This is a genomic window from Rhizobium sp. NXC14 (genome assembly GCF_002117485.1).
GTDB lineage: Bacteria > Pseudomonadota > Alphaproteobacteria > Rhizobiales > Rhizobiaceae > Rhizobium.
Genome location: NZ_CP021030.1, coordinates 3,856,022 through 3,879,996 on the forward strand (window position 1 = coordinate 3,856,022; position 23,975 = coordinate 3,879,996).

General features: G+C 55.9%; 25 protein-coding genes and 5 pseudogenes. 18 read left to right on the top strand and 12 right to left on the bottom strand.

The window, feature by feature from the left end:
* Positions 1-120: 120 nt before the first annotated feature.
* Together NXC14_RS18840 and NXC14_RS33435 are read right to left on the bottom strand one after the other, a co-directional pair.
* Positions 121-1,053: a DUF4238 domain-containing protein gene (locus tag NXC14_RS18840; RefSeq protein WP_085779427.1), complete on the bottom strand. Its 933-nt coding sequence runs from the start codon at positions 1,051-1,053 to the stop codon at positions 121-123.
* A 364-nt stretch (positions 1,054-1,417) separates the two neighbouring features.
* Positions 1,418-1,567 (bottom strand): annotated as a pseudogene (locus NXC14_RS33435) (recombinase family protein); the annotation flags it as partial.
* Between the two features lie 389 nt (positions 1,568-1,956).
* Between NXC14_RS33435 and NXC14_RS32510 the strand changes: the two are divergent.
* Complete coding sequence (locus NXC14_RS32510; RefSeq protein ID WP_157131428.1) at positions 1,957-2,709, top strand: hypothetical protein; 753 nt, start codon at positions 1,957-1,959, stop codon at positions 2,707-2,709.
* 328 nt (positions 2,710-3,037) lie between these two features.
* Here the strand turns inward: NXC14_RS32510 and NXC14_RS18860 are convergent, their stop codons facing one another.
* Positions 3,038-3,589 carry a recombinase family protein gene (locus NXC14_RS18860; RefSeq protein ID WP_085779431.1) on the bottom strand — a complete coding sequence of 184 codons (552 nt, stop codon included), beginning with the start codon at positions 3,587-3,589 and terminating at the stop codon, positions 3,038-3,040.
* 813 nt (positions 3,590-4,402) lie between these two features.
* Between NXC14_RS18860 and NXC14_RS18865 the strand changes: the two genes are divergently transcribed.
* A complete protein-coding gene (locus NXC14_RS18865; RefSeq protein ID WP_157131429.1) occupies positions 4,403-5,050 on the top strand; it encodes a hypothetical protein in 648 nt (215 codons plus the stop codon).
* Positions 5,051-5,068: 18 nt separating this feature from the next.
* Positions 5,069-5,360 (top strand): annotated as a pseudogene (locus NXC14_RS18870) (CopG family transcriptional regulator).
* 570 nt (positions 5,361-5,930) lie between these two features.
* On the opposite strand, the pseudogene NXC14_RS33445 reads toward NXC14_RS18870, so the two are convergent.
* Positions 5,931-6,020: pseudogene (locus NXC14_RS33445) on the bottom strand (ATP-dependent DNA ligase); the annotation flags it as partial.
* Between the two features lie 207 nt (positions 6,021-6,227).
* On the opposite strand from NXC14_RS33445, the gene NXC14_RS18885 reads away from it, so the two are divergent.
* A complete protein-coding gene (locus tag NXC14_RS18885; protein WP_085779435.1) occupies positions 6,228-6,518 on the top strand; it encodes a CopG family transcriptional regulator in 291 nt (96 codons plus the stop codon).
* 109 nt (positions 6,519-6,627) lie between these two features.
* Positions 6,628-7,182 (top strand): hypothetical protein, encoded by a 555-nt coding sequence (locus tag NXC14_RS18890; protein ID WP_085779436.1) that lies wholly within the window; start codon positions 6,628-6,630, stop codon positions 7,180-7,182.
* A gap of 158 nt (positions 7,183-7,340) precedes the next feature.
* On the opposite strand, the gene NXC14_RS18895 is transcribed toward NXC14_RS18890, so the two are convergent.
* The gene (locus tag NXC14_RS18895) at positions 7,341-7,811 is read right to left on the bottom strand and encodes a hypothetical protein (RefSeq protein WP_198175469.1); all 471 of its coding nucleotides are present in this window, start codon (positions 7,809-7,811) and stop codon (positions 7,341-7,343) included.
* A 64-nt stretch (positions 7,812-7,875) separates the two neighbouring features.
* Positions 7,876-8,925 carry a non-homologous end-joining DNA ligase gene (gene ligD, locus NXC14_RS18900; RefSeq protein WP_085779437.1) on the bottom strand — a complete coding sequence of 350 codons (1,050 nt, stop codon included), beginning with the start codon at positions 8,923-8,925 and terminating at the stop codon, positions 7,876-7,878.
* A gap of 199 nt (positions 8,926-9,124) precedes the next feature.
* Here ligD and NXC14_RS18905 point away from each other — a divergent pair.
* From NXC14_RS18905 to NXC14_RS18945, 7 genes are all read left to right on the top strand, one after another.
* A protein-coding gene (locus tag NXC14_RS18905; protein ID WP_198175470.1) for an IS630 family transposase occupies positions 9,125-10,070 on the top strand; the annotation gives its coding sequence in 2 pieces (ribosomal slippage) (positions 9,125-9,463 and positions 9,465-10,070; 945 coding nt in all).
* A gap of 40 nt (positions 10,071-10,110) precedes the next feature.
* Positions 10,111-10,506, top strand: a complete 396-nt coding sequence (locus NXC14_RS18910) for a hypothetical protein (protein WP_085779438.1) — start codon at positions 10,111-10,113, stop codon at positions 10,504-10,506.
* 8 nt (positions 10,507-10,514) lie between these two features.
* Positions 10,515-10,712 (top strand): hypothetical protein, encoded by a 198-nt coding sequence (locus NXC14_RS18915; protein WP_085779439.1) that lies wholly within the window; start codon positions 10,515-10,517, stop codon positions 10,710-10,712.
* A 2-nt stretch (positions 10,713-10,714) separates the two neighbouring features.
* The gene (locus NXC14_RS18920; RefSeq protein WP_085779440.1) at positions 10,715-11,035 is read left to right on the top strand and encodes a hypothetical protein; all 321 of its coding nucleotides are present in this window, start codon (positions 10,715-10,717) and stop codon (positions 11,033-11,035) included.
* Between the two features lies 1 nt (position 11,036).
* Positions 11,037-12,086 (top strand): SOS response-associated peptidase family protein, encoded by a 1,050-nt coding sequence (locus tag NXC14_RS18925; protein ID WP_085779441.1) that lies wholly within the window; start codon positions 11,037-11,039, stop codon positions 12,084-12,086.
* The gene (locus tag NXC14_RS18930) at positions 12,083-12,385 is read left to right on the top strand and encodes a CopG family transcriptional regulator (RefSeq protein ID WP_085779442.1); all 303 of its coding nucleotides are present in this window, start codon (positions 12,083-12,085) and stop codon (positions 12,383-12,385) included. The genes NXC14_RS18925 and NXC14_RS18930 overlap by 4 nt, the downstream gene beginning before the upstream one ends.
* A 1,268-nt stretch (positions 12,386-13,653) precedes the next feature.
* A complete protein-coding gene (locus NXC14_RS18945) occupies positions 13,654-13,851 on the top strand; it encodes a hypothetical protein (RefSeq protein WP_157131430.1) in 198 nt (65 codons plus the stop codon).
* A 980-nt stretch (positions 13,852-14,831) separates the two neighbouring features.
* Here NXC14_RS18945 and NXC14_RS18955 read toward each other — a convergent pair.
* Positions 14,832-15,026: pseudogene (locus NXC14_RS18955) on the bottom strand (ATP-dependent DNA ligase); the annotation flags it as partial.
* Positions 15,027-15,780: 754 nt separating this feature from the next.
* Here NXC14_RS18955 and NXC14_RS18965 point away from each other — a divergent pair.
* The 3 genes and pseudogenes from NXC14_RS18965 (at position 15,781) to NXC14_RS18975 (ending at position 17,346) form a co-directional block, all read left to right on the top strand.
* Positions 15,781-16,260 (top strand): hypothetical protein, encoded by a 480-nt coding sequence (locus NXC14_RS18965; protein WP_085779447.1) that lies wholly within the window; start codon positions 15,781-15,783, stop codon positions 16,258-16,260.
* A 26-nt stretch (positions 16,261-16,286) separates the two neighbouring features.
* Positions 16,287-16,583: pseudogene (locus NXC14_RS33960) on the top strand (CopG family transcriptional regulator).
* 103 nt (positions 16,584-16,686) lie between these two features.
* Positions 16,687-17,346, top strand: a complete 660-nt coding sequence (locus NXC14_RS18975) for a hypothetical protein (RefSeq protein ID WP_157131431.1) — start codon at positions 16,687-16,689, stop codon at positions 17,344-17,346.
* A 60-nt stretch (positions 17,347-17,406) separates the two neighbouring features.
* On the opposite strand, the gene NXC14_RS18980 is transcribed toward NXC14_RS18975, so the two are convergent.
* Positions 17,407-18,543 carry a hypothetical protein gene (locus NXC14_RS18980; RefSeq protein WP_085779449.1) on the bottom strand — a complete coding sequence of 379 codons (1,137 nt, stop codon included), beginning with the start codon at positions 18,541-18,543 and terminating at the stop codon, positions 17,407-17,409.
* Positions 18,540-18,881: a hypothetical protein gene (locus NXC14_RS18985; RefSeq protein ID WP_085779450.1), complete on the bottom strand. Its 342-nt coding sequence runs from the start codon at positions 18,879-18,881 to the stop codon at positions 18,540-18,542. Before NXC14_RS18985 ends, NXC14_RS18980 begins: the two co-directional genes overlap by 4 nt.
* Before the next feature lie 97 nt (positions 18,882-18,978).
* On the opposite strand from NXC14_RS18985, the gene NXC14_RS18990 reads away from it, so the two are divergent.
* Complete coding sequence (locus tag NXC14_RS18990) at positions 18,979-19,242, top strand: helix-turn-helix transcriptional regulator (RefSeq protein ID WP_085741730.1); 264 nt, start codon at positions 18,979-18,981, stop codon at positions 19,240-19,242.
* 17 nt (positions 19,243-19,259) lie between these two features.
* Here the strand turns inward: NXC14_RS18990 and NXC14_RS18995 are convergent, their stop codons facing one another.
* The 3 genes from NXC14_RS18995 to NXC14_RS19005 all read right to left on the bottom strand — a co-directional run bounded on the left by NXC14_RS18995 (position 19,260) and on the right by NXC14_RS19005 (position 21,605).
* Complete coding sequence (locus NXC14_RS18995; RefSeq protein WP_245362109.1) at positions 19,260-19,616, bottom strand: DUF3768 domain-containing protein; 357 nt, start codon at positions 19,614-19,616, stop codon at positions 19,260-19,262.
* A 24-nt stretch (positions 19,617-19,640) separates the two neighbouring features.
* A complete protein-coding gene (locus NXC14_RS19000; RefSeq protein ID WP_085779452.1) occupies positions 19,641-20,219 on the bottom strand; it encodes a hypothetical protein in 579 nt (192 codons plus the stop codon).
* 150 nt (positions 20,220-20,369) lie between these two features.
* Entirely contained in the window at positions 20,370-21,605 is a 1,236-nt protein-coding gene (locus tag NXC14_RS19005) for a site-specific integrase (RefSeq protein WP_198175471.1), read from the bottom strand.
* 291 nt (positions 21,606-21,896) lie between these two features.
* Here NXC14_RS19005 and NXC14_RS19015 point away from each other — a divergent pair, with 291 nt between their 5' ends.
* Together NXC14_RS19015 and NXC14_RS19020 are read left to right on the top strand one after the other, a co-directional pair.
* Complete coding sequence (locus NXC14_RS19015) at positions 21,897-22,178, top strand: hypothetical protein (protein WP_085779454.1); 282 nt, start codon at positions 21,897-21,899, stop codon at positions 22,176-22,178.
* A gap of 400 nt (positions 22,179-22,578) precedes the next feature.
* Complete coding sequence (locus NXC14_RS19020) at positions 22,579-23,622, top strand: porin (RefSeq protein ID WP_085779455.1); 1,044 nt, start codon at positions 22,579-22,581, stop codon at positions 23,620-23,622.
* The last annotated feature ends 353 nt before the right edge of the window (positions 23,623-23,975 follow it).

Consider the following 23,975-nt stretch of genomic DNA (forward strand, 5'->3'; position numbering starts at 1 on the left):
GCAGCGGCATCCGCGGCAGCCCAACGGACCGGTCAAAAGCCGCTGTACGGGGCACATATTGACCGGCTAAATTGCCACTTGCCCTTGCATCTGCACATTCCAGTCAAACTGCGCCTACCATCAACCAACACTTAGGGTTTGGCGGCGGCGGAATATCCCTTCGATTAGCCGAGGCTCAGGGATCCTGCCGATGTGGTTTTGGATGAAACGCGCTTGGGTCCTATCTGCTGCGTACACATATTTCGCCGCGCCCTCCACAACCCGTTCATTGTTCGCCCGAACAAGCTCATTGGGGTCTGCTCGCAGGATCTGCTTCATGAACTCCTTTGTGTTGGTAGCGACGAAAAGGGCCGTGGGAGAGACTGCTAGCCCGAGATGGCCGCCCTCACCCTTAAGCCCATTGGTACGGACAATTGGCCGGTCTGAGGTTAGAAGCTGGAAACGCGCGTCGCTTAGATCCAAAACCTGCCACTCCATCTGGTTGATATGATTGCCGACGTTCTTGTGATCCAACAACGTCTTAAATATCCGAAACATTGTCAGCTGACGATCTTTGAGCGGCCTAGACTTGATCATCGCAACCAGCGTTTCCGGATCTCCCTTCTTGCGTTGTGCGGCATATCGCTCCTCGATTTCTACTGACGTATCTGAGAGGTAATCATCCCAGTTGTCGCGGAATATGGCGACGTCTTCCGGGCAGCGAAGGAGAAGCCCCATTAGAAAACGGGACCAGCCGCTGCGTAGCTCTGTGGACGAAATGAACTTTCCGCGCTCCATTGCTGCAAGGGCTAGGGACGCCTTCGTGTCGGCAGGTTCGAAGAAGACCTTTTCGAAGGCGGAAGCCTCCTCGTTAGGGAAGCCGTCCATCGCGTAGAGTTTGCGCTGGTATCCTGTGGATTTAGGCGCGCCTCGCCGGTTGTTCACTCCACGAGGATGCTTCTCATAGATTTCCAGCTGGCCATCGCCGCCAGTCCAACGCTTCATGTAGAACTGCGGTATGTAGTGGTGCTTGTGCGACGGGTTTTGCTTTTGCGAATCAGGCTTTGTCATCATCCCGATATTGTTGAACCGTGCCGACCAAAATCGCTAGATGCGTAACTATTCCCGCAGCGGGACAAATAGCATCGTTCGGCACCATGACGCTGGCCATCACCGCCTAAGGAGGCTAGCGATTGCACCAGTCGTGCTCTCCACAGAGGACTATCCGCACACCCAATCCGCATCGCGTCCGCTTTCGGCAGAGGCGCAGGAATAACCGTACGGCCGATATGAAAGCACAAGGCAGTCACGAGCTAGCCGCTTTAAGAACCCGGTAAACCTGCATTCGCGAGCAACCAATTTCCTCGATTGCGGTTACGCCTACGCGCTACGCGGACAGTTCTCGGATTGACTACATGTAAATCCGAGCCGTCCTCCGGTCCAGCGTGTCGCGGCCATGACGATCCAACCGCGTCACGACTAACTCGTCACCTTCACGCAAGAACTCGATCGTTGCGAGTTCCGACCGCCCCTCCCGTGCTCCTGAAACCGTGGCTGCGCGGACAAGCTGGTGACCCTCAACCCTCAGGGTTCCATCCGCCAAGCACATCCGGTAGATCGCGCCAGGGCACCCGGTGAGCGCGATCCACAAAGACCGCTTCGATCAATATGCGACTGTCGTGACCCTTCTTGAGTACCTCTCGCAGTACCGTCTGGTTTATTCTCTCTCAATATCGCCCTTCGGCCCACTTAATTATACATCGTTCTTGCTAATCCAAAAAGCAACCTGTACTCGCGTTCATTCAGGAATTACACTCAACCTGTATCTGAGGGAGGGTGATATGACGAAGATCGATACTTGCTGCTTGCACGTGCTTAGTTTTGGCAGGCCCGGTCCAGACGTTCGCTGCGTCGAATATTCCAGATGTAAGGATCGTTGATAGCCGAGCTGGTGCCAGCAAAGGCCCTCACGCAGGGATGCTTGCCGTTGACATACCTGGTGAGGTGCTCGACGCAATCAAAAACGCGTCCGTCATTTCAGTTATACCAATCAACAGTGAAGAGTCGTTCGGCCAACAAGTGATCAAAGCGGATCAAATTGTATTTGCACCTGGCTCGCGGATGGTTCTGAAAGGATTGAACTATCCATGGATTGCAGTGGTGACGAAGCAATTGCGCTTTTCCGATCCCTCACAATTTTCTTTTATCATGCGGGATCCTGCTGTCGTATCCGCGGCAGACGGAAATGCGGGAACGACAGGATCGAAGGGCCTGGACGGCACCGGTGAAGTCAACAGGCAAGGCAACCCTGGGTTAGCCGGGCAAGATGGAACCGCTGGAGAGCCAGGGGCGACGCAGCAATTGCCCACGATATACATCATAGCGGGAGAAATTTTAGATCCCGGCGGAGCCATACCTGGGTTCCTCAATTTTGGAATATCGGTCGCCGGAATTAATGGTGGCGACGGGGCGCGAGGTGGAACCGGTGGAGCTGGGGGCCCAGGTGCTCGCGGCAAGGAAGGTGCTTCTAGTCTCTTTGACTGCAAGGAGGGCCCGGGTCGGGGCGGTCGTGGTGGCGACGGTGGACGAGGGGGACGTGGAGGCGACGCCGGCAACGGAGGTAACGGCGCCAATATAGTTTACGTTACCTTGGCAGATGGAATGCAGGTTCTCAGCTATGCACGGGTCAACGATCGCGGTGGACTTGCGGGCGCCTACGGGATGGGCTGACAACCAGGCAACGCAGGTCGCGGCGGTCGGGGCGGCCCAAGCAACGGTTGGTGTCAGGCGGGCAGCCCTGGTGCAACCGGCGACGTGCCAAACCCCGCTCATTTGGGGAATGGCAACGCCGGCATTGAAGGAGACAAGGGCAACGTGACCGGCGTCATAGTAGACGACATCAATATATTCTTTTGATTCGGCGGCGACTTGTTCGAGAGCGATTCACGAGCTAGCGGAGAGTCAGTGATTTTCTTGAAAGCGGTTGCCTGAGCGGCGGCGAATTAACTTCGCCAGCCGCGTGGCCGAGGTCGATAGTGTCGCGCGTGAGCAAAGGGGATTAAGGCGACAATTTGCCTAGGATTCTATAAACTTGCATTCTCGAACAATTTGCGGCCGTCGCAATTGCCGAGACGCCCAGGCCCTCACGGTGAAGGCGGCGAATGAGGGAGTGGTCAATTCGCGCCTTGCCACCTTTGTAGATGCCTGCTGCCTTTGCTCGTAAGATGCCTTCGTGCTGACGCTCTCTTATGAAGCGACGCTCCATCTGAGCAACCATTCCTAACACCGTCAGGATGACGTGCCCCATGTCTCCCCGAGTGGAGACGTGAGGATCGAGAACCGTGACAAATGCGCCGCGTTGCTCGCAATCGTGTACGATATTGAGAACATCTCGAGTATCACGGCCTAAGCGATCAAGTCGGGTGACGATTAACTCGTCACCTTCACGCAAAAACTCGATGATGGTTGCGAGTTCTGTTCGTCCCTCGCGGCTGGCGCCAGAAACCTTTTCGGCGCGAACGATAACGCAACCCTCAGCTTTCAGGCGTTGCTGCTGAATCTCGAAGTCCTGGTCGATTGTACTGACGCGTGCGTAGCCGATTTTTGTCATGTGTCACCTCAAGCTTTAGGCCTGAGGCTACCCTGTCACGAATAGGCGAAGTCAAGATCGATGTTACGCAGGATTGCGTTTTAGGCGACACGCACCTTCAGGTTATACTCGCATGTTACGAAGCTATCGTCGGCCGATAAAAGCCTCTGCATCCACGGCTGACGAGGTTAGAAAGGAGGGCAAACAACGGGCCTAGCCGGAACCTCGCTCACGATCAGCATGCGAGTGTGCAGTGGGGTTACTGAAGGGGGCGCGGAGGAAGGATATCTTGTCCCAGTCCCTAGCGGATGCCACACATGAGCAAGATGCAAAACGTCATAAAGACGGTGAATAGGTTTGTGTAAGGAACCCAAGGGAAATGCGCTTTGGTTCGTGATACTTGTAAGCTCGCGATTTGGGTGGTGGCGGACCATACGGCCCTTCGCCTCTCGCCGAGAAGTACAACTTCCCAACGTCCATATGGATGAGAAGCGCGAGCACCGGGGCGCCGACCAGTATGAGCAGCCATTGAACGATCGGAGCGAGTCCGAAGGGCCGAGTCAAAACATAGCTTGCCACGGTTGAGGACAACCCGACCACCATGCCAAATATCGTAAGGAGACGCAGTCGAAATCCCTCACCCATCTCTGACACCTTTCTGTTCAACAAAACTACGAGACAGCGCAGGCGTATTAACCGACGCCTCAAAACCTTCTTGACAACCCTGTCAGCTCACAAGATCTCATTGAAATCGCTGAGCAAGAAATTGCACAGACCAATGCCACGAATAAATCTTCTCTATCCGTCGTTTCATTGTTTCGTTCGCAGGTTCCCATGCGTGTTATTGCGGCAGCCGCTTTTTGTTTAACTCTGACCAATATCGCAACTGTTTACGGCGCGGAAGATAGTCGCTCTTCTCATCTGGCGTTCAATGGGGAGGATAAATCCTGCTATGCCGTCAACCGCGCATACGAAAATACGCGTAACAGCGGGCGCTATAGCTATACTTTATCGGAGTTGCAAGAAGATGGTCATCTCAGGCCTTACATGGAGACGCGAGCGATAGACAATCTCATCTATTACCGAATCGAAAATGGCGGCTGGGGTGAAGGGAGGCGGCCTATTCTTACCCCACTCGACGCAAATTCGGGACAGCCAGTGTTCACGTCTTGTAAAGAGCTCGACAACGCGCAGACCGAGGGGGGTCTTGCTTTTCACTATTCCGCGTACTGGCACCGCTACGGATCGAGCGCGGCGATAGAAATCTGGATATCGAAGACCTCCGGAAAATTCATCAAGACAATCAGGCGCTACGATCAGGGTACAGGAGATCTGCCATTTCCAGTGGCTCTCGAAATTATGGATTATGACAGAGTCCACGCAATGAAACCAATAATCCCACCCTGTTGGGCCCTTGATCTGGAGACCCCGCCGGCCATCTGCATCGATCTCACCTCTCCGAGTCCAATCACCGTCCATTGACCGGCTTGGGACGAGCTGCTGAATATTGCTGCCGTCGCGCATCTCCACGAAGATGCCGCCAGTCGGATAGCGGACATCTCCCGACCGGGCCTGCAGATCATGCTTTCGCCGTGCAGCGCTCGTGCTGCGCAATGCAAGATCGATCGCCTTCGAGCACGACATGGAAGAAGCCGTTCGGGATTTGTCGGGCGAACTTGGCAAGACGCGCAACGATACCGTCAGGCTGATCGTCCGGGCGTGCATGGAGAAGAACACCTGTCTGCCGGTGCACGAGCTGGACGAAGACGGCGATGTTGATGGGAGTGCCTGAGCCGCGCTATTCTTGGTTGGCACCTACGTGCGAACCCGAAATGGAGCATCAGCATGCCAACCTGCGCACAGACGATTGGATCAATGAATGCCAGTCGAGATTGACCGCCCAGTTGCTGGAGATGAAGTTGTACTGTTAGGGCGAACCACAAATGCGTATTCTCTCACGATTTTGAATATACTTTTTCTAAAGATGCTGAGCGGTGGGATCTCGGCGACCGTTTTGCTGGCCAAGAGAATCAAAAGGCCGAACAGAATTGATGGGGAAGCTTGATTGAGTGGAGATCAAATTGCGCTGTGGGTAGTGCTCGTCATTTTTGTGGGGGCCAGTTGCGCCTACAGTTGGTATTGGTACATCAGGTCGGTCATCTTTTACCTTAAAAATGGCTTCGATTTCAGCGTGGACTTCGGCCCTAGTATGTTCTGGTCCGAGTTCCATGACGACCTCGATCGAGCCAAGCCGAGAGAAAAGTTTCTGATCGGGTGGCCCGTTGTTGTGGCTGTGAATTCTGCGCTGCTCTTGGCTCTTCTCAGGCTTTAGTGTCGGTTGCGGATCGTAACAGTTGCCGCACTACTCCAGCTCATAGATCTCCGCGTTGTCCTGCTGCTCCCTCAGTCCCTTATATGACGGGTGCCGGAGCTTCCCGTCATGCGTCCAGGCCCAGCATTGGCAAATCGCGACGGCGGTTGTACACAATGAAATGATGATCCGCCTTATTTGCATATTTCTCGCAAGTGGGCTCCTCGGCGGCTGCGCTTTTCCACTCCAACGCAATTTGGATGATTGCCCGACTGAAAGAACGGTCTCGATCGGTGACACATTCAGGTGCGCGGAGCCCGCTAAGGAACCAGCTCTGGGAATGACACCATGACCAAGTCTGATACCGCCGCCCTCCTCGAAGACGCCGCCGATCGGATCGCCGATATCTTCCGAGCGGATCTTCAGATCATGCTTCGCCGTGCGGCGCTGCTGCTGCGGAACTCCGGATCAATCGTGTTCGACGACGACATTGAAGAAGCTCTCCGGGATCTATCCGGCGAGTTCGGCAAGACGCGCAATGACACCATCAGGTTCATCGTCCGAGAGTGGATGGAGAAGAATACTTGCCTGCCAGTGCACGAGCTGGACGAAGATGGCGATGTTGATGGGAGTGCCTAAGGGAGCTACGGAACCTTATTGACACCGGTGCGGCTCCCTAGCACTGGTGGACGAATGCGAAAGTTGCACGTCCCGTTTGAAAATGGACCTGCATAGCTTTGGGGGATAGATGCCGTTTCCGGCCGCGCCTTGGGTCATTGGCCCAGTTCCAATTATTCTGACAGTCTGGGCTGCGTACGCTTGCGGCATCGCTGTGGTAAAGCAAAGGCCAACCACTGGGGAGGCATTTTTAGCCGCATTTCTTCTTCCGGGCGGCCTTACCTCGATCGCATGTCAGTTATTTCTTTCACAGCGGAACTTCACTGCTCTGTTAATCGGCAATCAATTCGTCTCCAGCGCATTCTTTTTTATTGTCATGCATGCGAGTGGCATGCGCGCAACACCGGATCTCACGTCAAAGGAAACGTTGCAAAGGGCTGTTAAATCTTTCGTGATTTTGCTGACTTCATACATTGTCTCTAATTTACTTTTCTGGCTGTTTCCCGGCTCCGACAGATGCACGATTGCGAAATGCTCTGTTTACGAATGGGCTCTGGGTAGAAAAGATCATATTTTTTCAAGGCTGTACCTGGAGACATTGTGGGGAGTTATGCTGCTTATGGGGATATTTTCTATTCTATATTACGCATTTCGAAAAATTGGGCGCGACCACTTTTCGAAGTGATGGTGGAGATGCAGCGAGCTTGTGCTGACGCGCGAGGACGCCATTAGTTAATCGTCCGGGAGTGGATGGAGAAGAACACCTATTTGCCGGTGCACGAGCTGGACGAGGATGGCGATGTTGATGGGACAGCATAAATATCGAAGTGACGAACCCGACGATTAGCGGGAAAATAAATCATCCCGGAACTTGTAATAGCTGCAGTTGTTCATCGAATAGAGCTCCAAACCAGGACCTAATTCGTTCCGTGAAAGTTCCCATTCGAACGTGTCGCCACTATCAAGGCCGGTAATCAACGCCATCTTGGCCAGTTCCATGAAGGGGACTGGGGGAAAGGCGACGCCGTACACGGTTGCTTCCTTGCGTGGGTATTTGCCTTTGATAACCCTCGTGATTTCCAAATCGACCCGTATCATCCGTGTCGGAATGTTGGTATCCGCCGGTAGCAAACCCGATTCTCCGATCGACAGCGACTTCACACGAGCCTCAACCACGACCTTCGCCTTAGCCAGCAATTCGTTCTGGGGAGGACATTTAGGCGTAGCGGCCGCCGGCTCGACGCCAATAACTGCCAGGAGCCAAATTGCCTTGAAGCAGAGGTGCATAACTGTGTTCAGAATCGCTCGTCGCATCGTTGTATCCTTTCGCACAGCGATGCCTATGTCGCCTCGATTGTGTGGGGCTGAACGCGGTTCCTCATTCCAACTGATAAACCGCGGCGTTATCCTGCACCTCACGCAACCCCTTGTATGAGGGGTGGCGCAGCTTCCCGTCACGCGTCCAGGCTCGATATTCGATTTCGGCAATAAGCTCCGGTCGGACGAAGACCGCATTCCGCTTCCTACCGGTATCGACCGGGGACTTGCCGATAATGAGCTTATCCATCTGCGTGCGAAGCTCGGCCGCGGAACGCTCATTGAAGCCGGTTCCCACACCCCCGACATAGACGAGCTCTCCTCCCTTCCGAGCGGCGAGCAGAAGCCGCCCGATGCCCCCGAAGGACGAGGTGGACTTCTCATATCCAACGATCATAAAGCCGTCGCTCTGAACGCACTTGATCTTAATCCAGTCGCCAAGCCGGCCGCTGCGATAGGTGCCGTTCCGGTCTTTCGCAATGATGCCCTCAAGCCCATGCTCGCAGGCGATGCGCAGAAGCGTTTCGCCATCCGCTTCGATCTCTTCGGAGAGACGAATAGCCTCCTCACCGCCGGCCGGCACGATCCCCTCGAGGAGATGGCGCCGAGCCGTGAACTCCGCCCCGGTAAGGTCATGACCATCGAGGTAGAGGAGGTCAAAGACCATCAGGACCGATTCCCATGATGTTCGCTTTCCGCCGCGGCCGCCGAGCGACTGCTGAAGCCTGCCGAAATCCGACCGGCCCAGCTCGTCAAACACGACGGCCTCGCCGTCCAATATCGCTGTTGAAACAGGAAGGCGTTTTGCCGCGGCGGCAATGGCAGGAAAACGGTCGGTCCAGTCATGACCGCCGCTGGTCAGGATCCTAACACTCTTCGGCTCAATGTGAATCGCAAGCCGGTAACCGTCCCATTTCACCTCGAACGCCCATTGCCGGCCTTTCGGTGGGCGCGGCTTCAACAGGGCAAGACACGGGTCGATTCGCACCGGCATCGGGTTGAGAAGCAGTTGAGATTGGGCGGGATCACGCCGCCGGCGCGGCCGGCCGCGGAGAGGTGCTTCGGCGTCTCCGAGCAGTGGACGGGAAGGCTTGCGTGGCGGCTTTGTCATGCGGACAGTTCATCAGCCACGACTTAAAACGCAATTGGCCTAGATTGATTATTGACTCGTCCGCCAATGAGAACATAATAAGAACATCGGCGAGCGGCCGCCAATCTAGAGTCGGTCAGCTTTAAGCTGAATCGCAACGGGATTCCCTTTTTGCTTCGGTTGTGATTCAACATCATTGCTGGTGGGGAGGCCAGCAACGATGGCGCGACCTCTTTCCGTGGATTTACGCAAGCGCATTGCCGACGCACTTGCCGAGGGCATGACGGTGCGGGCGGCCGCCTTGCGCTTTGGGGTATCGGCGGCGACGGCAGTGCGGATCGGTCAGCTTGACCGATCCGGGCGTGGTTTGGCGCCGGCCAAGATGGGTGGGCATGTCAAACCCATGCTGTGTGGCGCGGCGGCCGATGAGGTTCACCGCCGCCTGGCGGCCAAAGCCGATTGGACGGTGCGGGCGCTTGCCGTCGATCTGAAGGTGGCAGGCATCCATGTCTCTCATGACACGGTTTGGCGTTTCTTGCGCCGTGAAGGCAAGACATTTAAAAAAAACGCTGATCGCCAGCGAGCAGGACAGGCCGAAGGTGGCGCGGTTCCGGAGCCGCTGGAAGACCCATCAACATCGACTTGATCCGGACCGCCTGGTGTTCGTTGACGAAACCTGGGTCAAAACCAACATGACGCGCACCCGCGGCTGGTGTCAGCGTGGGCAGCCGCTGATCGCCGGAATACCGCATGGCCATTGGAAAACGCTGACCTTCCTCGCCGGGCTGCGCCACGACCGCATCGTCGCGCCTTTCGTGCTCGATGGCCCGATCAACGGCACCGCTTTCACCGCCTGGGTCGAGCAATGCCTGGCACCAACCCTCAATCGCGGCGATATCGTCATCCTCGACAATCTCGGCAGCCACAAGGGCAAGCCGGCGCGCAACGCCATCCGCAATGCCGGCGCCCACCTGTTCTTCTTGCCGCCCTACAGCCCTGATCTCAATCCGATCGAGATGATGTTCGCCAAACTCAAGACTTTGCTGCGCAAGGCCGACGAGCGTAGCGTCGAAGCGACATGGCGGCGCGTCGGTGAAGTCCTCAAAGCATTCAGCCCGCGCGAATGCGCCGCCTATCTCAGGCATGCAGGATATGTTTCAACATAAACCTGACAGACTCTAAAAATTGAAGATTTGGAGAACGGGTATGCGAGAGCAGCCGATCGGCGAAGCCGTGGATGATGACGGGGATCTAACCGGCGTGATGTGGCCACCGGAGACAGAGATCGAAGTCTCTGACGTGCACGCGAGCCTCGCCAAGGCCGTGGCGGGCAGTCGGGGCGTAAGATTTTTCACGACCAAACTTATCGACGTTCCGAGTGATGCCACCTTGGGAGCAGTTCAGATGGCGATCGATGAAACCGCAGGCGAGGCTTGCGGCATTTACCTGACCACGCATGTTGCGGATGTGGATGCAGCAACCGGAGATCCAGTTCTGGTAGACGAGGCCACAAGGCCTTTCAAATTTCCCTGCAGCGGCGGCTTCGACGAAGCTATATCCATCCTTTGCGAGAACATGCGATTAGCAGGCATAATTCCTTGAGCGCAGCCATGGAAACTGAAGCTCTTTCATGCCCGTGCGCCAGCGAACTTGACGAGGTCGTTGCCTTTCACAATGGCGACATGCGGGCCGCTATAGTCACTCTGCTTGAGGATATCCGGCATCTGCGCCACCAACTTGTGTTGGCCGAGGGCGCTATGAGCAGCGGCATGACGCGGGGCTGGCGGCCGTCCTACGACCGAGACTGACAATGCCTGAGATGAACTATAACAAGAAGTTGCGCGGTTGGAGCCTGAGCGACGCTGCCGACGTGGGCCAATTGCTGGAGATGACGTGCCAGCTCTGTCGAAGGACTTACCGGTTTTTTCCGCGAGACCTGCTGAAGCTGACAAAGGACGTGAGTCTCGATCGCTTGGCCGGCCGGTTCCGATGTCAGGTCTGCGACCGGCGGGAATACATCAACCTGAAGGTCGTGCAGATTTGGGGCTCGGAACATGGCAAGCTTTCGGTGCGCCGTCTGGTCAAAGTGACGCCGGTCAGGAAGCCGATTTGGGAAGACGGTGTGCTTTGAGATGGCCTCCCGGCGAGACAATCCTAACGCCCGCTGGCGCCTCAATACCTATCTTCCCCATCACGTGATCATCTATTGGGGCAACTATAATTCGGGCGAACATGCCCATGACTTTCGTTTGAGAGGCGAAATCATCACTTCCGCGCTGGACTGTGATCGAGCTTCAAGATCCTACTTTGCTTCCGAGGAGTGGGACCAATACGTTGTTTTTTGCTTCGGAAGCCGCGATGCTGCGAAGCAATTTAGGGATCGCTGGAACGGCCAGTTCATCGACACGGACGAAGTAGATCGAAAGGGCGCATGGACGCCGAGGGAGGGAAATGTGTGCAATCTCTACCGGATGCAGAGCAACCAGGATGCCATCCGCTCGATTACGCGGGCGATGATCGACAGCACCGGCAATATGGAGCCCATTACTGAATTCTGGCCAGACTACCGGGCGCCGATCGTCCGCAACACGGCAGCCGGCCGAGAGCTTGCCTATGTGCGGTGGGGTCTGCCGAGTTCGTCTCAGGCGATTTATCAGGCCGCTACGAAGCGAGCAGACGGAATCCGGAAGAAGGGCAAGGAGGTGGATTTCCAACAGCTCCTAAAGATGGAGCCGGATGGCGGCACCACGAACGTCCGCAATGTTGAGAGCAAACACTGGAAGCGCTGGCATGGGGTCGAGTTTCGGTGCGTGGTGCCGTTCACCTCCTTTGCTGAGCCGGACCCCGCGAACAAGCCCGAAGGCGGCAGAACGCCCAACGCGTGGTTTGCCGCGGACCCAAGCTGCCCGCTGATGTTTTTCGCTGGAATTTGGGTGCCGCAATGGGAGAGTGTCAGAAAGGTCAAAGAAGGACTGACCGTCAATGACCTCTATGGGTTCCTGACCACTGAGCCGAACAGCGTCGTCGAGCCGGTCCACCAGAAGGCGATGCCCGTTATTCTGACGAGCACCGATGAGGTTGAGATGTGGTTGACCGCTCCGTGGGAGGAGGCCCGCAAACTGCAACGGCCATTGCCAGATGATGAGCTAGTCCTTCTGGCGCCGGAGCAGGTGCCGGCATGAGCAACACGAGCCATTCAACAGACACCGCGGCCATTCTGGAAGACGCCGCCAGCCGGATCGCAGATATTTCGCGAGCTGATTTGCAGGTCATGCTTCGCCGCGCGGCGCTCCTGTTACGAAACTCCGGATCGATCGCATTCGACGACGACATTGAAGAAGCGCTCCGGGATTTGTCCGGCGAGTTCGGCAAGGCGCGCAAAGATATCGTCAGGTTCATCGTCCGGGAATGGATGGAGAAGAACACTTATCTGCCGGTGCACGAGCTGGGCGAAGACGGTGATGTTGATGGAGTTGCCTGAGCCGCGCTATTCTTGGTGGGCACCTACGTGCGAACCCGAAATGGAGCATCAGCATGCCAACCTGCGCACAGACGATTGGATCAATGAATGCCAGTCGAGATTGACCGCCCAGTTGCTGGAGATGAAGTTGTACTGTTAGAGCGAACCACGCCGCAAAGATATCGCGAGTGGCTCATTGCCCTCACGGGTGGCATTGAGACTCTGCCCGCCGAATTTCGGGACCGCATGCCTGCCCCTGAGGAGGAACTGAAGACTCTACTCGCGCGGATGTTGCCAGGAGATGAACTCTGGCTTGCGAGGTCGCGGCGCTTTGAGCCAACAGCCCTCGTAGGGAATAGGGGTATCGCAGTCGTACGAAATGGCCATGCCGTCTGGTATCGAATAGGTATGCACCACTAACTCATGCCCCAGCCACGGCTGTGGGTGCTTGGAGAAGAACACCTATCTGCAGGTGCACGTGCTCGACGAAGATGGAGATGTTGATGGGGAAGCTTGATTGAGTGAAAAGCAATTTAATTTATGGGTTTCCTTTTCTTGGCCAGCCTTTGCGCTTGCAGTTGGTATTGGTGCATCAGATCGATCGTTTTCTACCGCAGGAATGGATTCGATTTCAGCAAAGATTTCGGGCCAGAAGTCCGCGTAGGGGGCTTCTTGGCGCCGCCGAAAGCGAAGTTTTACGTGATTATGCCTTTCACGGTAGCAATAAGCTCCTTTTTGACGTTGGCGCTCACTTTGGGTTTGCTAGGAATCGTCAAACATTGTGCGGATTGCGGTCGGTAGCTGGGTGTTTGCTCAGACTCGCAACCGCATGCCCGACATGAGCAAGATGCAAAAAGTCATGAAGACGGTAAGTAGGTTAATGTAAGGAACCCAAGGAAAAATGCGCTTTGGCTCATGGTATTTAGGAATTCGCGATCTGGGCGGCGGCGGACCATAGGGCCCTTCGCCTTTCGCCGAGAAGTACAACTTCCCGACGACCATATGGATTAGAAGCGCGAGCGCTGGGGCGGCGACCAGCGTAAACAGCCATTGGAAGATCGGAGCTAGTCCGAATGGCCGAGTCAAAACAGCGACTGTTACGGTTGAGAACACACCGACCACCATGCCAAATATGGTAAGCAGACGAAGTCGAAACCCCTCTCCCATTCCCAACACCTTTCTGTTCAACAAAACTAACGGATCATAACCGTTGCCGCACTATTCCCACCGTGCCTGAGCCGCACTACTCTTTGTGGCCGCTCGCTCTCGAAACGAAATGGAGCATCACCATGCCTAGCTTGGCGCAGATGACCGGTTCGCTGCACATCCACAATTTCTATATCGAAAAGTTGAAAGCCAAGCAGGAGCAGCTTTTCGAAAGCGACCCTGACCTGGCGACGCTTCTCGACAATGTCGCTGCCATTTTGTCCGAGCACGCAGTGGCGTTGGCCGAAGACATCGCCGACATGGAAGACGACGATACTTGAAAGGCGACCCTCAGCTGCTCGGGAAATAATAACCGGCAGAAGGCGGCGATCGATGTTCTTGACTCTCCGCCTTGGTCGCCAAATATCTAAGGTGCAGTCCTTTCCCGAGGCTAATGAACATGACGAACTATGTAGAAACAAAGCGTTTCCACTGTTCAAACGCTGCAGGTCGAAATTACACTGTCATCGAACAAATACGGACGTCTCAGCAGTCGGTAAGCCCAAGGATCGACTACGTCACTGACGACGGAGAAATCGCGGAGCGCCTGGAAGATGGCAGTTTCCTGCTCCTCTTATCCAACGAGGTAATTCGCGTTTCCTAGAGCGTAGAAGCAGCTACCCTCGTCTATAGGATCGCGGGCGTGATTTGTGCGGCGACGGTGTAAGTCCTTGGCCTTATTGCTCGGACGTCCAACCAAGCCATGGCGAGACTCGCCCTAGACTCCCGGGATTCCATTTGGTAACGAGAAATCGCAACAGCTGGTTGTGAATTTCTATGCCGCATTGACTCAAGTCGCGCGATCTAGCCGGGGACAACACTCGCATGCCAACCCAAGTAAGACAAATTCGATATTTTTTTGTAATTTCGGCGGCTATTCTAGGCGCCGCGAGCATCCTTCAGGGATGCGATGACACACGGAACACCCAAACCCTTGCGCCGAGCGACAAGTTTCTTTCGCACAAAGGCGGCTCGTCGAGCAGTGCTGGAAACGCACCGAGCCAACCTAGCTCGGCGACCCACACAAGCCCGCCGAGCGGCTCGGGACCAGCCGGTAACGGTGCGGGAGGTCCAGCCGGCACTCCAGCCGGCAGCGGCCAAGTGCACTAAGCCAGCGCCGTTGCACGGCAGACCTATCTAGCGACTCCACCCGCTCTGACGATTGTAGTCGACTTCGTTGTCGGCGCCGGGTGGGGTTCTTACTTTTGGCGCGCTTAGTGAGCGAGAAGCCGCCTGCGGATCGCGGTCGGTAACTGGCAGTTTATTCCAGTTCGTAAACCGCGGCATGATCCTGCTCCTCCCTCAGCCCCTTATATGAGGGATGGCGCAGCTTCCCGTCATGCGTCCAGGCCCGGTATTCGATCTCGGCGACGAGTTTCTGATCAGCGAAGACCGCATTTCGCTTTCGTCCGGTATCGACCGCGGGCTTGTTGATCATCAGCTTGTCGATCTGCTCTATCTATCGGTGCCGAATTCCCGGAGCCGGCTGAAAACAATGTAGAACGCGAGGAGGGGGCCTAACGCCGTAAACCCGCCGACAAATCCGGCGAACCAGAAATCGGAGAATGGGCTAGGTCCAAATAAACTCTTACCGAGCCTGCATTTCGCGGTAACGCAGTTATGGGGAACATAGGCTCCAATAACGGTGATGAGTGCCGTCACAGCGGCTGTAATAAGTCCATCTTTAAGAGCTTTTGCATTCGAGTACTGCTCTCTGTCTGCCAACTTGACACCTAACAGTCTTTGGAATGCGATGAACAAACATACGCAAGGTAGGCTTGTCGCAGCGACCGTCGAGAAGATGGAGGCCCCTGATCGCTCAAAGTAAATTGGGACAACGTTCGCGTAAGCGAAGGCTAAGCTTGGAAGAACCGCCAACCCCGTGAACGGTGTTCTCGGCTTGCAGAACAGCACCCATAGGCTTGCAACGATGAAAAGTACCGGCACTGGTGGGAAATGCCATTGTGAAAGAATCAATTTCAGTATCCGTTTCGCAATGTAATTCTCGTACTTGAGATAAGCCGTTCCGGCAATTGGACGGTCAACCGATCCGCGTAGTCAATGATGCAATCTTATTCGCGTGATTATTCTCACGCACTGAGTTCTAGCAATGCCAGAAGAAACAAAAAAGCGGAACTGCCCGTCAACCCATGTGTGCTTGAAGACAGCGTTCAGTGGAAACCGTCATTGAATTCAGCTAGTCGTAGTACATGCTTAAGTTTGTAGAACTACAGCTCGGCCAAGGTTGGGTTGCCGAGCCAAATGCGCCGGAGCCTGAAGTTTCAGTCGCGGGCTCCAAGGTAAACGTCTGTTTCCGCTCATATAGGCGCGTGCAACATAAAAAACCGTCGGGTATTCTCAGAGCCTTTAACCGATTCTCGAAGGCCGGTCCGAAGTTCGATGAGGCATGGGGCACTCTAAGCTTCATTGGCTGCAGCCGGTGGCGCTGGGACGACACCAACGATCATGAATGGCATAAGGTAGATGGCCATGGTCGCTATAGTGGCATAGCTCCGCGATGGGGCGAGTTCTATGAGTTAGTTGGCCACGACCCGATCCGCGATGCCGTGCCATGGGAAACAATCCAGGAAGACACCGCCAACTCTCGGCATTTCCTCTATTATTTTCGCGACGAGACGCTTGAGTTCATGGCCGAGGAGTGGTCGTTCATCCCTAGCCTGACAGTCTAATTTTTGCGCTGGCGGCTGAACGCTCGTTGCAGCCGTTTTTCACTGCCCGGAGGTACGCGGCCACCACTCTGGAAGACGCCGCCAACCGAGTCGCGGATATCTCGCTACCGGATCTCCAGACCATGCTCCGAGGGCAGCACTCCGGCAGCGAAACTCTGCGGCAATCACGATGGCAGATGATGTCGAGGCGCGACTTGTCCGGGGAGTTCGGCTTGACGCGCAATGATACGATCAGATTCATTGTTCGGGAGTCGATAGAGAAAAACGCCTATCTGCCAGTCCACGAATTGGATGAAGACGGCGATGTTGATGGAACGGCTTGATAACGACCGCTGAGCTTGAGGGACACGGTGCGCAAAGTCCTGCAAGATTTTGCACGGCTTCAGAGGTGAGGAACCGGGAAGAGGGGCTGCAAAGGTGAAACTCTTGGAAGACTGGGGCGCTGCGGTTGCTGGCGCAGTCATGATCGTCATTCTGTTAATCGTGATCTCCGGTTTCGAGCCGACGCGAGCTCTCGTCTGCGAGGCAGATGAAGTTTGCTTACGCGAATGGCTGTCCGCCACCAGCGGATGGGTGGCCGCTTTTGCAGCGTTCGTTACCCTGTTCGCGCTTAGGCGGCAGATTACGGCTCAGGAGAAGCAGATTGACCACCAACTGGGTAACGTTGAGCCCGATATGTACGTGCGCTGCACAGTTGGCGAAGATCATTCACCGGTCGCGCAGATCACGATCATCAACCGAAACAGGCGTCCATTCAGCGTCCACTTCCTCGATGCGTACACTCCCGATCGGGTAAAGCTCTTTCCGCATTCCGTGAAGGTAGACGAAAGCGATCGATACCACGATGCTTTCGGCCATGAGGGACTGGTAACCAACTGTCTTTTGCCCGGGAAGGAAGACGGAAAAGGCGCATCGACGGCTGTCATCACTTGCTTTTTTGAGCCGGAAGGAGATCCCAATTCAGTCGATGAGAATGGACTCGCCCGATACCATACGAGAGTGTTTTGTCATGGGCAGCTCCATGGGGAAAAGCTTGCTCCGCGCGTCCTGACAGCGGAGGTTGAGCTTGTGATGCTGTTTTTCTAACGTTTTAGGCTTGGTCTTCGTATCTCATATTAACGTAGGTCGCGCCGCCTGCGGAAGCCGTCAGTGTTTCGCGAGGCATGCCTTGAATTTGGGAACTGCTTCAGCGGCCCCATTGAGGCCGACAACAACGCGTTCACCCTTTGCACCGGTGATAGCCATTTCGTGGCTCTGCGTCAGTTGGGCGAGTAAGTCCACCGGCAGCTGATCGAATTCATACCAACCGAAATAGTCGTTCTGGCCACCGTCTGACACGTAAGCGGGTTGGCCGTCTACATGCCACGTCGCTCTGGTATCGCCCTTGAAGAGACCATCAACGAAACCGAAGAGCTGCTCGCCGGGCGAGGCCATGAACCCGATCTTGATGTCGCCCTTGTGCGTTTCAACGAAGCAAGTCTCGCCCCAATCTTCCTCATTGGTGCTGAAACGCCATACCTCTGAGGGAGCAGCCGCTTCCGCCTGAACAGTCCGCTGTTGGTTGGCGATCGGCGGCTGCAAGGAGGAACCGGCGCCGGTCGAAGCTTTCGGCTTCAGTGGTGACGTGCCGCTGAGTGGCGGGAAGCCCCCTTGCGCAGGATCCGCTGCCATCTGGCTCAGATCGGATAGGCACTGTTGATATTCGTTGAAAGCTATCTTCTTTTCGAACCGCTCAAACGATGCCGGAAACCACGGCGGTTCATCGCCATCGATGAACTGAAACCATAAAGTTGAGCCATACTTCGTTCGGCCAAATACCCCATTCAGCAGCTCGTTGGTCATTTCTGGCAGCCAATTCGAGTCATAGTCGGCGACAAGCGCCGCCATCGTGTCCGTGGTTTCCACCTTGAACACCATAGGAGGACCTTCGATCACCTGATTGCCGCTACCGATCTTAACTGGATTGCCCACCTTGACCTTAACAGCGGCGCCGATTGGGAGTTGCCATCCCGACTTTCGAAGCTTGATGACCGTCCGATACGTGCCCGCTTCTTGCGTGGATGCGGCAAGTTGCAGCGCGACGGATCTGGGCTCGAATGATGTGGTTTTCAGTTCACAATAGGGACGGCCATCAGACCCGCCGCCCGCGTCCGGTTGCACCATTTGGATCGCCCACGACGTTCCCTGATAGTATCTCTTCACTTGAGCAAATGCCGGGCCGCTGATGAAGCAGGCGCCCAGCACCAGCCAGCCCGCTTTCGCGGCTGTTCCGAACTTGGTCATGCGATCTGCTTCTTCTTGCCAGAGCGCCACGTGAAGAACGACATCACGGCCAGCACTACGGCTATGAAGCCCCAGATCGTAATGTCGGTGAAGCTGCCCGATGTTGATGCGATGAATGCGAACGCTGCCGCCAGCCCGAACATGATCGTGCCGACCAGCGGCAGGGCGAATGAGAATGCGCCCGCGATGAAGAACAGCAGGCCGACCAGCATGCCGATGGCGCCGGCACCTCCGGTGGCTTTGTCCTGAAGCAAGCCGCTGCCGGCCGTGACCGCACACGACTGCATCAGCACGAGCAGGCCCAAGAAGATTCCAATAATTCCAACTGCGATTTTCATAGTTTGTCCCCAGCGGCGCATACCCTCGCGCCCAAATCTGAAATATGTCGGATATATCCGATGGATTACGTGCCTTCAAGATGGTCGCCATGCGACCATGGATACTCGTCAACGACTTGCTTGGAATCTTCGGAAGGTGCGTGCCGACAAGAAGGTGACGCAGGAAAACCTTGCCGTAGATGCCGGAGTCGACCGCACGACAATCAGCGGAATCGAGCGTGGCGATTTCAACGTGTCGATCGATCTCCTCGATCGCATCGCCGCGGCGCTGGCCATCGATGTTGCCGATCTCTTTGCGATCCCAGTTGAGGGTGAAGCGCCGCCGAGCACGCTGCCTGCTGGACGAAAGCCCGGTCGATGATTTAGGGAGATCTGCCATCAGTATTCGTCCGCCCGCATGATGGTCAGCACGCGTCGGGTGACATGCGGATTGGCGGGGTCTGGTGACCCCATGTTGTAGTCCAGGTCGTAATAGTCGATCTTCCAGAAATAGCTGACCCCGTTCTGTTCGACCGCGCCGAAGTCGTGCTCGTTGTAGGGATCATTGCCTGCATCAAAGGCGGTGAAGCCGACAACCGCCATCAGCAGGGCTAGCCGTCGGTCGTGGGGCAGAGAACTCACCCCCGGCGTGATAACCGCCCTGCCGGCGGTCGGATTGCGCCTGAAGGCGTCGTTGAGGCTGCGAATGGTGGCCGTCGTGTCGACGGCCGCCTGTTGATCAGGAGATGAAGTCATGGCGAGGCTCCGCATCGTCTTGCCTCACAGCTTCATAGAGGGGTGCAGCAGCGCCACGTCTTCAAGCCGGCGGTTGAACGGCGGTAGGTCGAGATAGTGCCGCCACTGAAGCCGCAGAACATTGTCCGGCTTCAGCTCGACGACCGTGGCTTCAAACCAGCCTTCAAGCGGATCCTCGGTTGCGAGAACCAAGCTGCCGACAACGACCTTATCCCAGCCACCGGGAACATTGCCCGGCGTCGCAGCGTGTCCCTGTTGCGAAACGTCGGCAGGAGCAGCCCGCACTTCCTCCGCCTTGGCCCGATCGGGCTCGGGCAGGTGAGCGGCAATCTGCTTATAGAGGTCCTGCTTTACAAAGGGCACGAACGCCTTGCCGCTGTCGAACAGCTTTCCCTTCGGCAACATCGGCAGCAGCGAGCGCACGGCCTCGTTGTCCGCAGGGAGTGCAAGCATCCCCATCAGACTGGCGGCACGTGAGGCCGGCTGAGCATCTGTTGCAGGGAAGAACGAGGCGTGGGCTTTGCCGTTGTCGTCGCGGCCGAGGATGATTACGGGGTGGGGCAAGGTGATGGCGTTGGCAGCAAGGGCAGTCAAATTGGTCATTTAGCTCTCCAATAGAAAGAGGGGCCGAAGCCCCTCGATAACTGCCGATTTGGGTCGGCACCATAATGTTATATCAGAACACCAGCTCGAAAGCAATTCCCGGTTGTAATCGGCATAAATGGAGCACCCCACAGTAGGTCCGAGCACCACCTATTCCGGTGAATGGTCTGGCGCCGGCACCTTTCCGATCATCTGCCTTGCTAACGACGAAGACGTGGCATCCGCCGCTGCTTTTACCGGATTGGCAGCAAGATGCGCATATCTTTGCGTCGTTTGCTGCTGGCTGTGGCCGAGAAGTTTCCCGACAATATAAAGACTCTGTCCAGCGGAAACAGCCTCGCTCGCGAAATTATGCCTTAGATCATGGAGCCGAACGTCAGAAATTGCCGCCAATTTGGATGCCTTTCTCCAGATTTTCTGAATGCTAATCGGGGTAGTTCCTCCTGCTGACGACGGAAAGACAAGGGGGCTGTCAGCGCGCCTGGGGATGTCGTCGAGTAGAAATAGAGCAGCCTCGCCGAGAACGAGAATTTTTTGACCTGTCTTGCTATCCGGCAACTTGGCGATACCGTTTCTCTTGTCGATCCATGACCACTGTAGACTTAGAGCCTCACCTCTTCGGCAACCCGTGAGAGCTAGAAAGCGGAGCGCAGCGATCGCAAATTCGCTGACGCCGGACGCCGCCAAAGTTGCCAAAGCCTCACCGAGGCGACCGAGTTCTTCTTCCGTCAATTGTCGGTCATGAGTTTTCAGTTTGAATTTCTTAACACTGCGGGCGGGGTTGTCTGGTCTTGCATCCACGTCGACAGCAAACGACAACATTGAAGAGAGCAAATCCAATGTTCGGTTTGACGTTCCCTTCCCTCCTTTAACGATCGCTCTGCCCCTCGCTTTCGTTTTCTCGTCGACAGCAGTTTCGCCTTTCGCCACGCGCTGGTGGAATTGCTGCACATCAGAGGTCGTTAGCTCTGAGACAACCCGCTCTCCTAGAAGCGGTAAAATGTGCCGCTTCATCAAGCCGCGTTCAACATCAAGAGTTGATGACTTCTTATGCTGATTGGCCTCGTTCCAGTACCTCTCAGAGAGTTCGCGGACGGTGATGCCCCTGACTCTCGCCGCTTTCTTCTCAAGTACTGGATCTCTTCCCCGTACGAATTGGGAGAGTAGGCTAAGCGCCTCCTCGCGCGCCTGATCCACGGACCAAGGGCTGCCGAACTCGCCGATCGTAGCGCGCCTCGTGCGGCCGTTTAAGCGTGTCTGAACCACAAAAACCTTCTTGCCCTTACCCGTTACCTTTACCCCAAAACCTTTCGGGCTTTCGTCCCAGTAAAATCTATCGGTCGCCTGTGCCTCCAAAGCCTCGACAACCTTCTTCGTGAGCTTCATATATCCATACCTATGTTGCAGTAAGCACATAGTAAGCAAAAATGGGGGATACAGGCAACTCGCCATCGCTCGAATTCGTTGGTCAATTGCTGTTTTTATTAGATTTTCCCAATTGCGGGGAATTGACGGGACCGGCGACCATTACATTGACATCGTAGGGGTCACAGGTTCAATCCCTGTCACGCCCACCATCCTAATTCGCTGAAAAGCAAAGGCCTTTCGAGAAATCGAGAGGCCTTTTTTGCATAGTGGCCCGCAGGTTCGATAAACCTGCCAATAGGAGTTCTCAGCGTGGCGCAGGTCATTAAACGACGCAAAACTCTCGTCGTGTCCAACGACAAGATTTCGCTGGCAAAAGGTGTCAGCCTTCCCCAGGGACGCTACCCCGTCACTGCCGAATATGTCGTATCTCACCTGCGAGGAAGGCCGGTCGAGCAGGCTGGCCGGGTAATACTCCATCTGACACGGCAGAACCTCCTGGACTACGGCGTTGATCTGTCCGGCAGCGCGATGCTGGGCAGCGACATCGATGTGAGCGGCAATGTAGCGCGCAAGGAAGCTATTCTGGAGTGATTTGCAGAGCATGGATGGTTGACCACTGTCCTTGCCCCACAGGGATGCATGCAGATGGCGGCCGCGGCGCGCCCTCATATGCGGACGCGCTCATTCGAGCAACAATTGCATACAGTTGCTGAGTGCTCAGCCCCTCGTTGTTCGCAATTCAAAAGTATGATTTTTGTGACAAACAGATGACGAGTTTGTGACAAAAAGCGTGTGATTTCAGCAACATAGCTGTGAAGCGTGTTGTCATGATCGATAATCACATTGCAGCGCAACAACCCCTATGTAACTTCCGCGGCGAGGCAGACACCTTGCCAAAAAGGTGCCGCTTCGATCACACGGGGTGAAGACATGTAGGGACTGCCGATGGCAACGGTCTTCATCCTCTCGCATCTGAACTGGAGGTTATTCCATGAACATCAAGAGCCTTCTTCTCGGCTCCGCTGCTGCTCTCGCAGCAGTACCCGGCGCCCAGGCTGCTGACGCTATCGTTGCTGCCGAGCCGGAACCGGTTGAATATGTCCGCGTCTGCGACGCTTACGGCACCGGCTACTTCTATATCCCGGGCACCGAAACCTGCCTGAAGATCAACGGTTACATCCGTTTCCAGGTGGACGTTGCTCCGAACGCCAGCTCGATCGGCGCCGGCGGCGGCGGTTCTGTCGCCAACGACTCGGATTGGGACGCCCGTACGCGCGGCCAGGTTCAATTCACGGCCAAGAGCGACACCGAATATGGTCCGCTGACCGGCGTCATCGTCATGCAGTTCAACGCTGACAACGCTTCGGCCCAGAAGGCTCAGCTCGACTCGGCTTACCTCGACATCGCCGGCTTCCGCGCTGGTCTGTTCTACAGCTGGTGGGACGACGGCCTCTCCGGCGAAACCGACGATATCGGCTCTCCGGTCACGCTGCACAACTCGCTGCGTTATCAGTACGAAACCGACGCCTTCTACGCCGGCATCAGCGTCGACGAGCTGGAAGACAGCCCGTTCTACAACGGCGAAACCGCTAACAACGTCGGCGTTGCAGTCGGTCTCGGCGGCAAGGCTGGTATCGTCAGCTACCAGATCACGGCTGGTTACGACACCGACAACGAAGAAGGCGCTGTCCGTGCAATGGGTACGGTGGCCGTCGGTCCGGGCACGCTCGGCCTCGCAGTTGTCTACGCAAGCAATCCGAACGCTTATTACAACAAGGCTGAATGGGCGATTGCTGCTGAATACGCCATCAAGGCGACCGACAAGCTCAAGATCACCCCGGCTGTTCAGTACTACGACAACTACGGCATCACTGCCGGCGAGTTCAAGGATGACGTTAACGCCTGGAAGGCCGGCGTAACGGTCGACTACCAGATCGTCGACAACTTCTCGGCAAAGGTTTCGGTTCAGTACCTCGATCCGGACAATGCTGACGACGTCACCTCGGGCTACTTCCGCCTGCAGCGCACGTTCTAATAAAAGGCTGCCGGCAATCAACCACAGCGCTCTTTGTGCATCTGAAAAGACGCGCGGCGCTGCGGGCCGGCGGCCACGAATTCCTGATCTGACTGACCTCCGATCGGGAAAGAATGGGCCTGGACTTCCCTGCCTGGGCCCATTCCCCTTGATCCGAAGTGCGTCCAACCCAGAAATACGGTCAAGACGGCAGGCGCTCGATGAGCGCTTTGCCACCGTCATGTCGCATCGGGTCGCTGTCGATCTCCAGCATCCCAAGCCATCTGTACCCACTCAGTTCAAAAAACCTTCCGTTCATCCGCCACCGATCGCCGATCCGGCCCGGTCGTCGGCGAAATCCTGGTGCCGTCGAC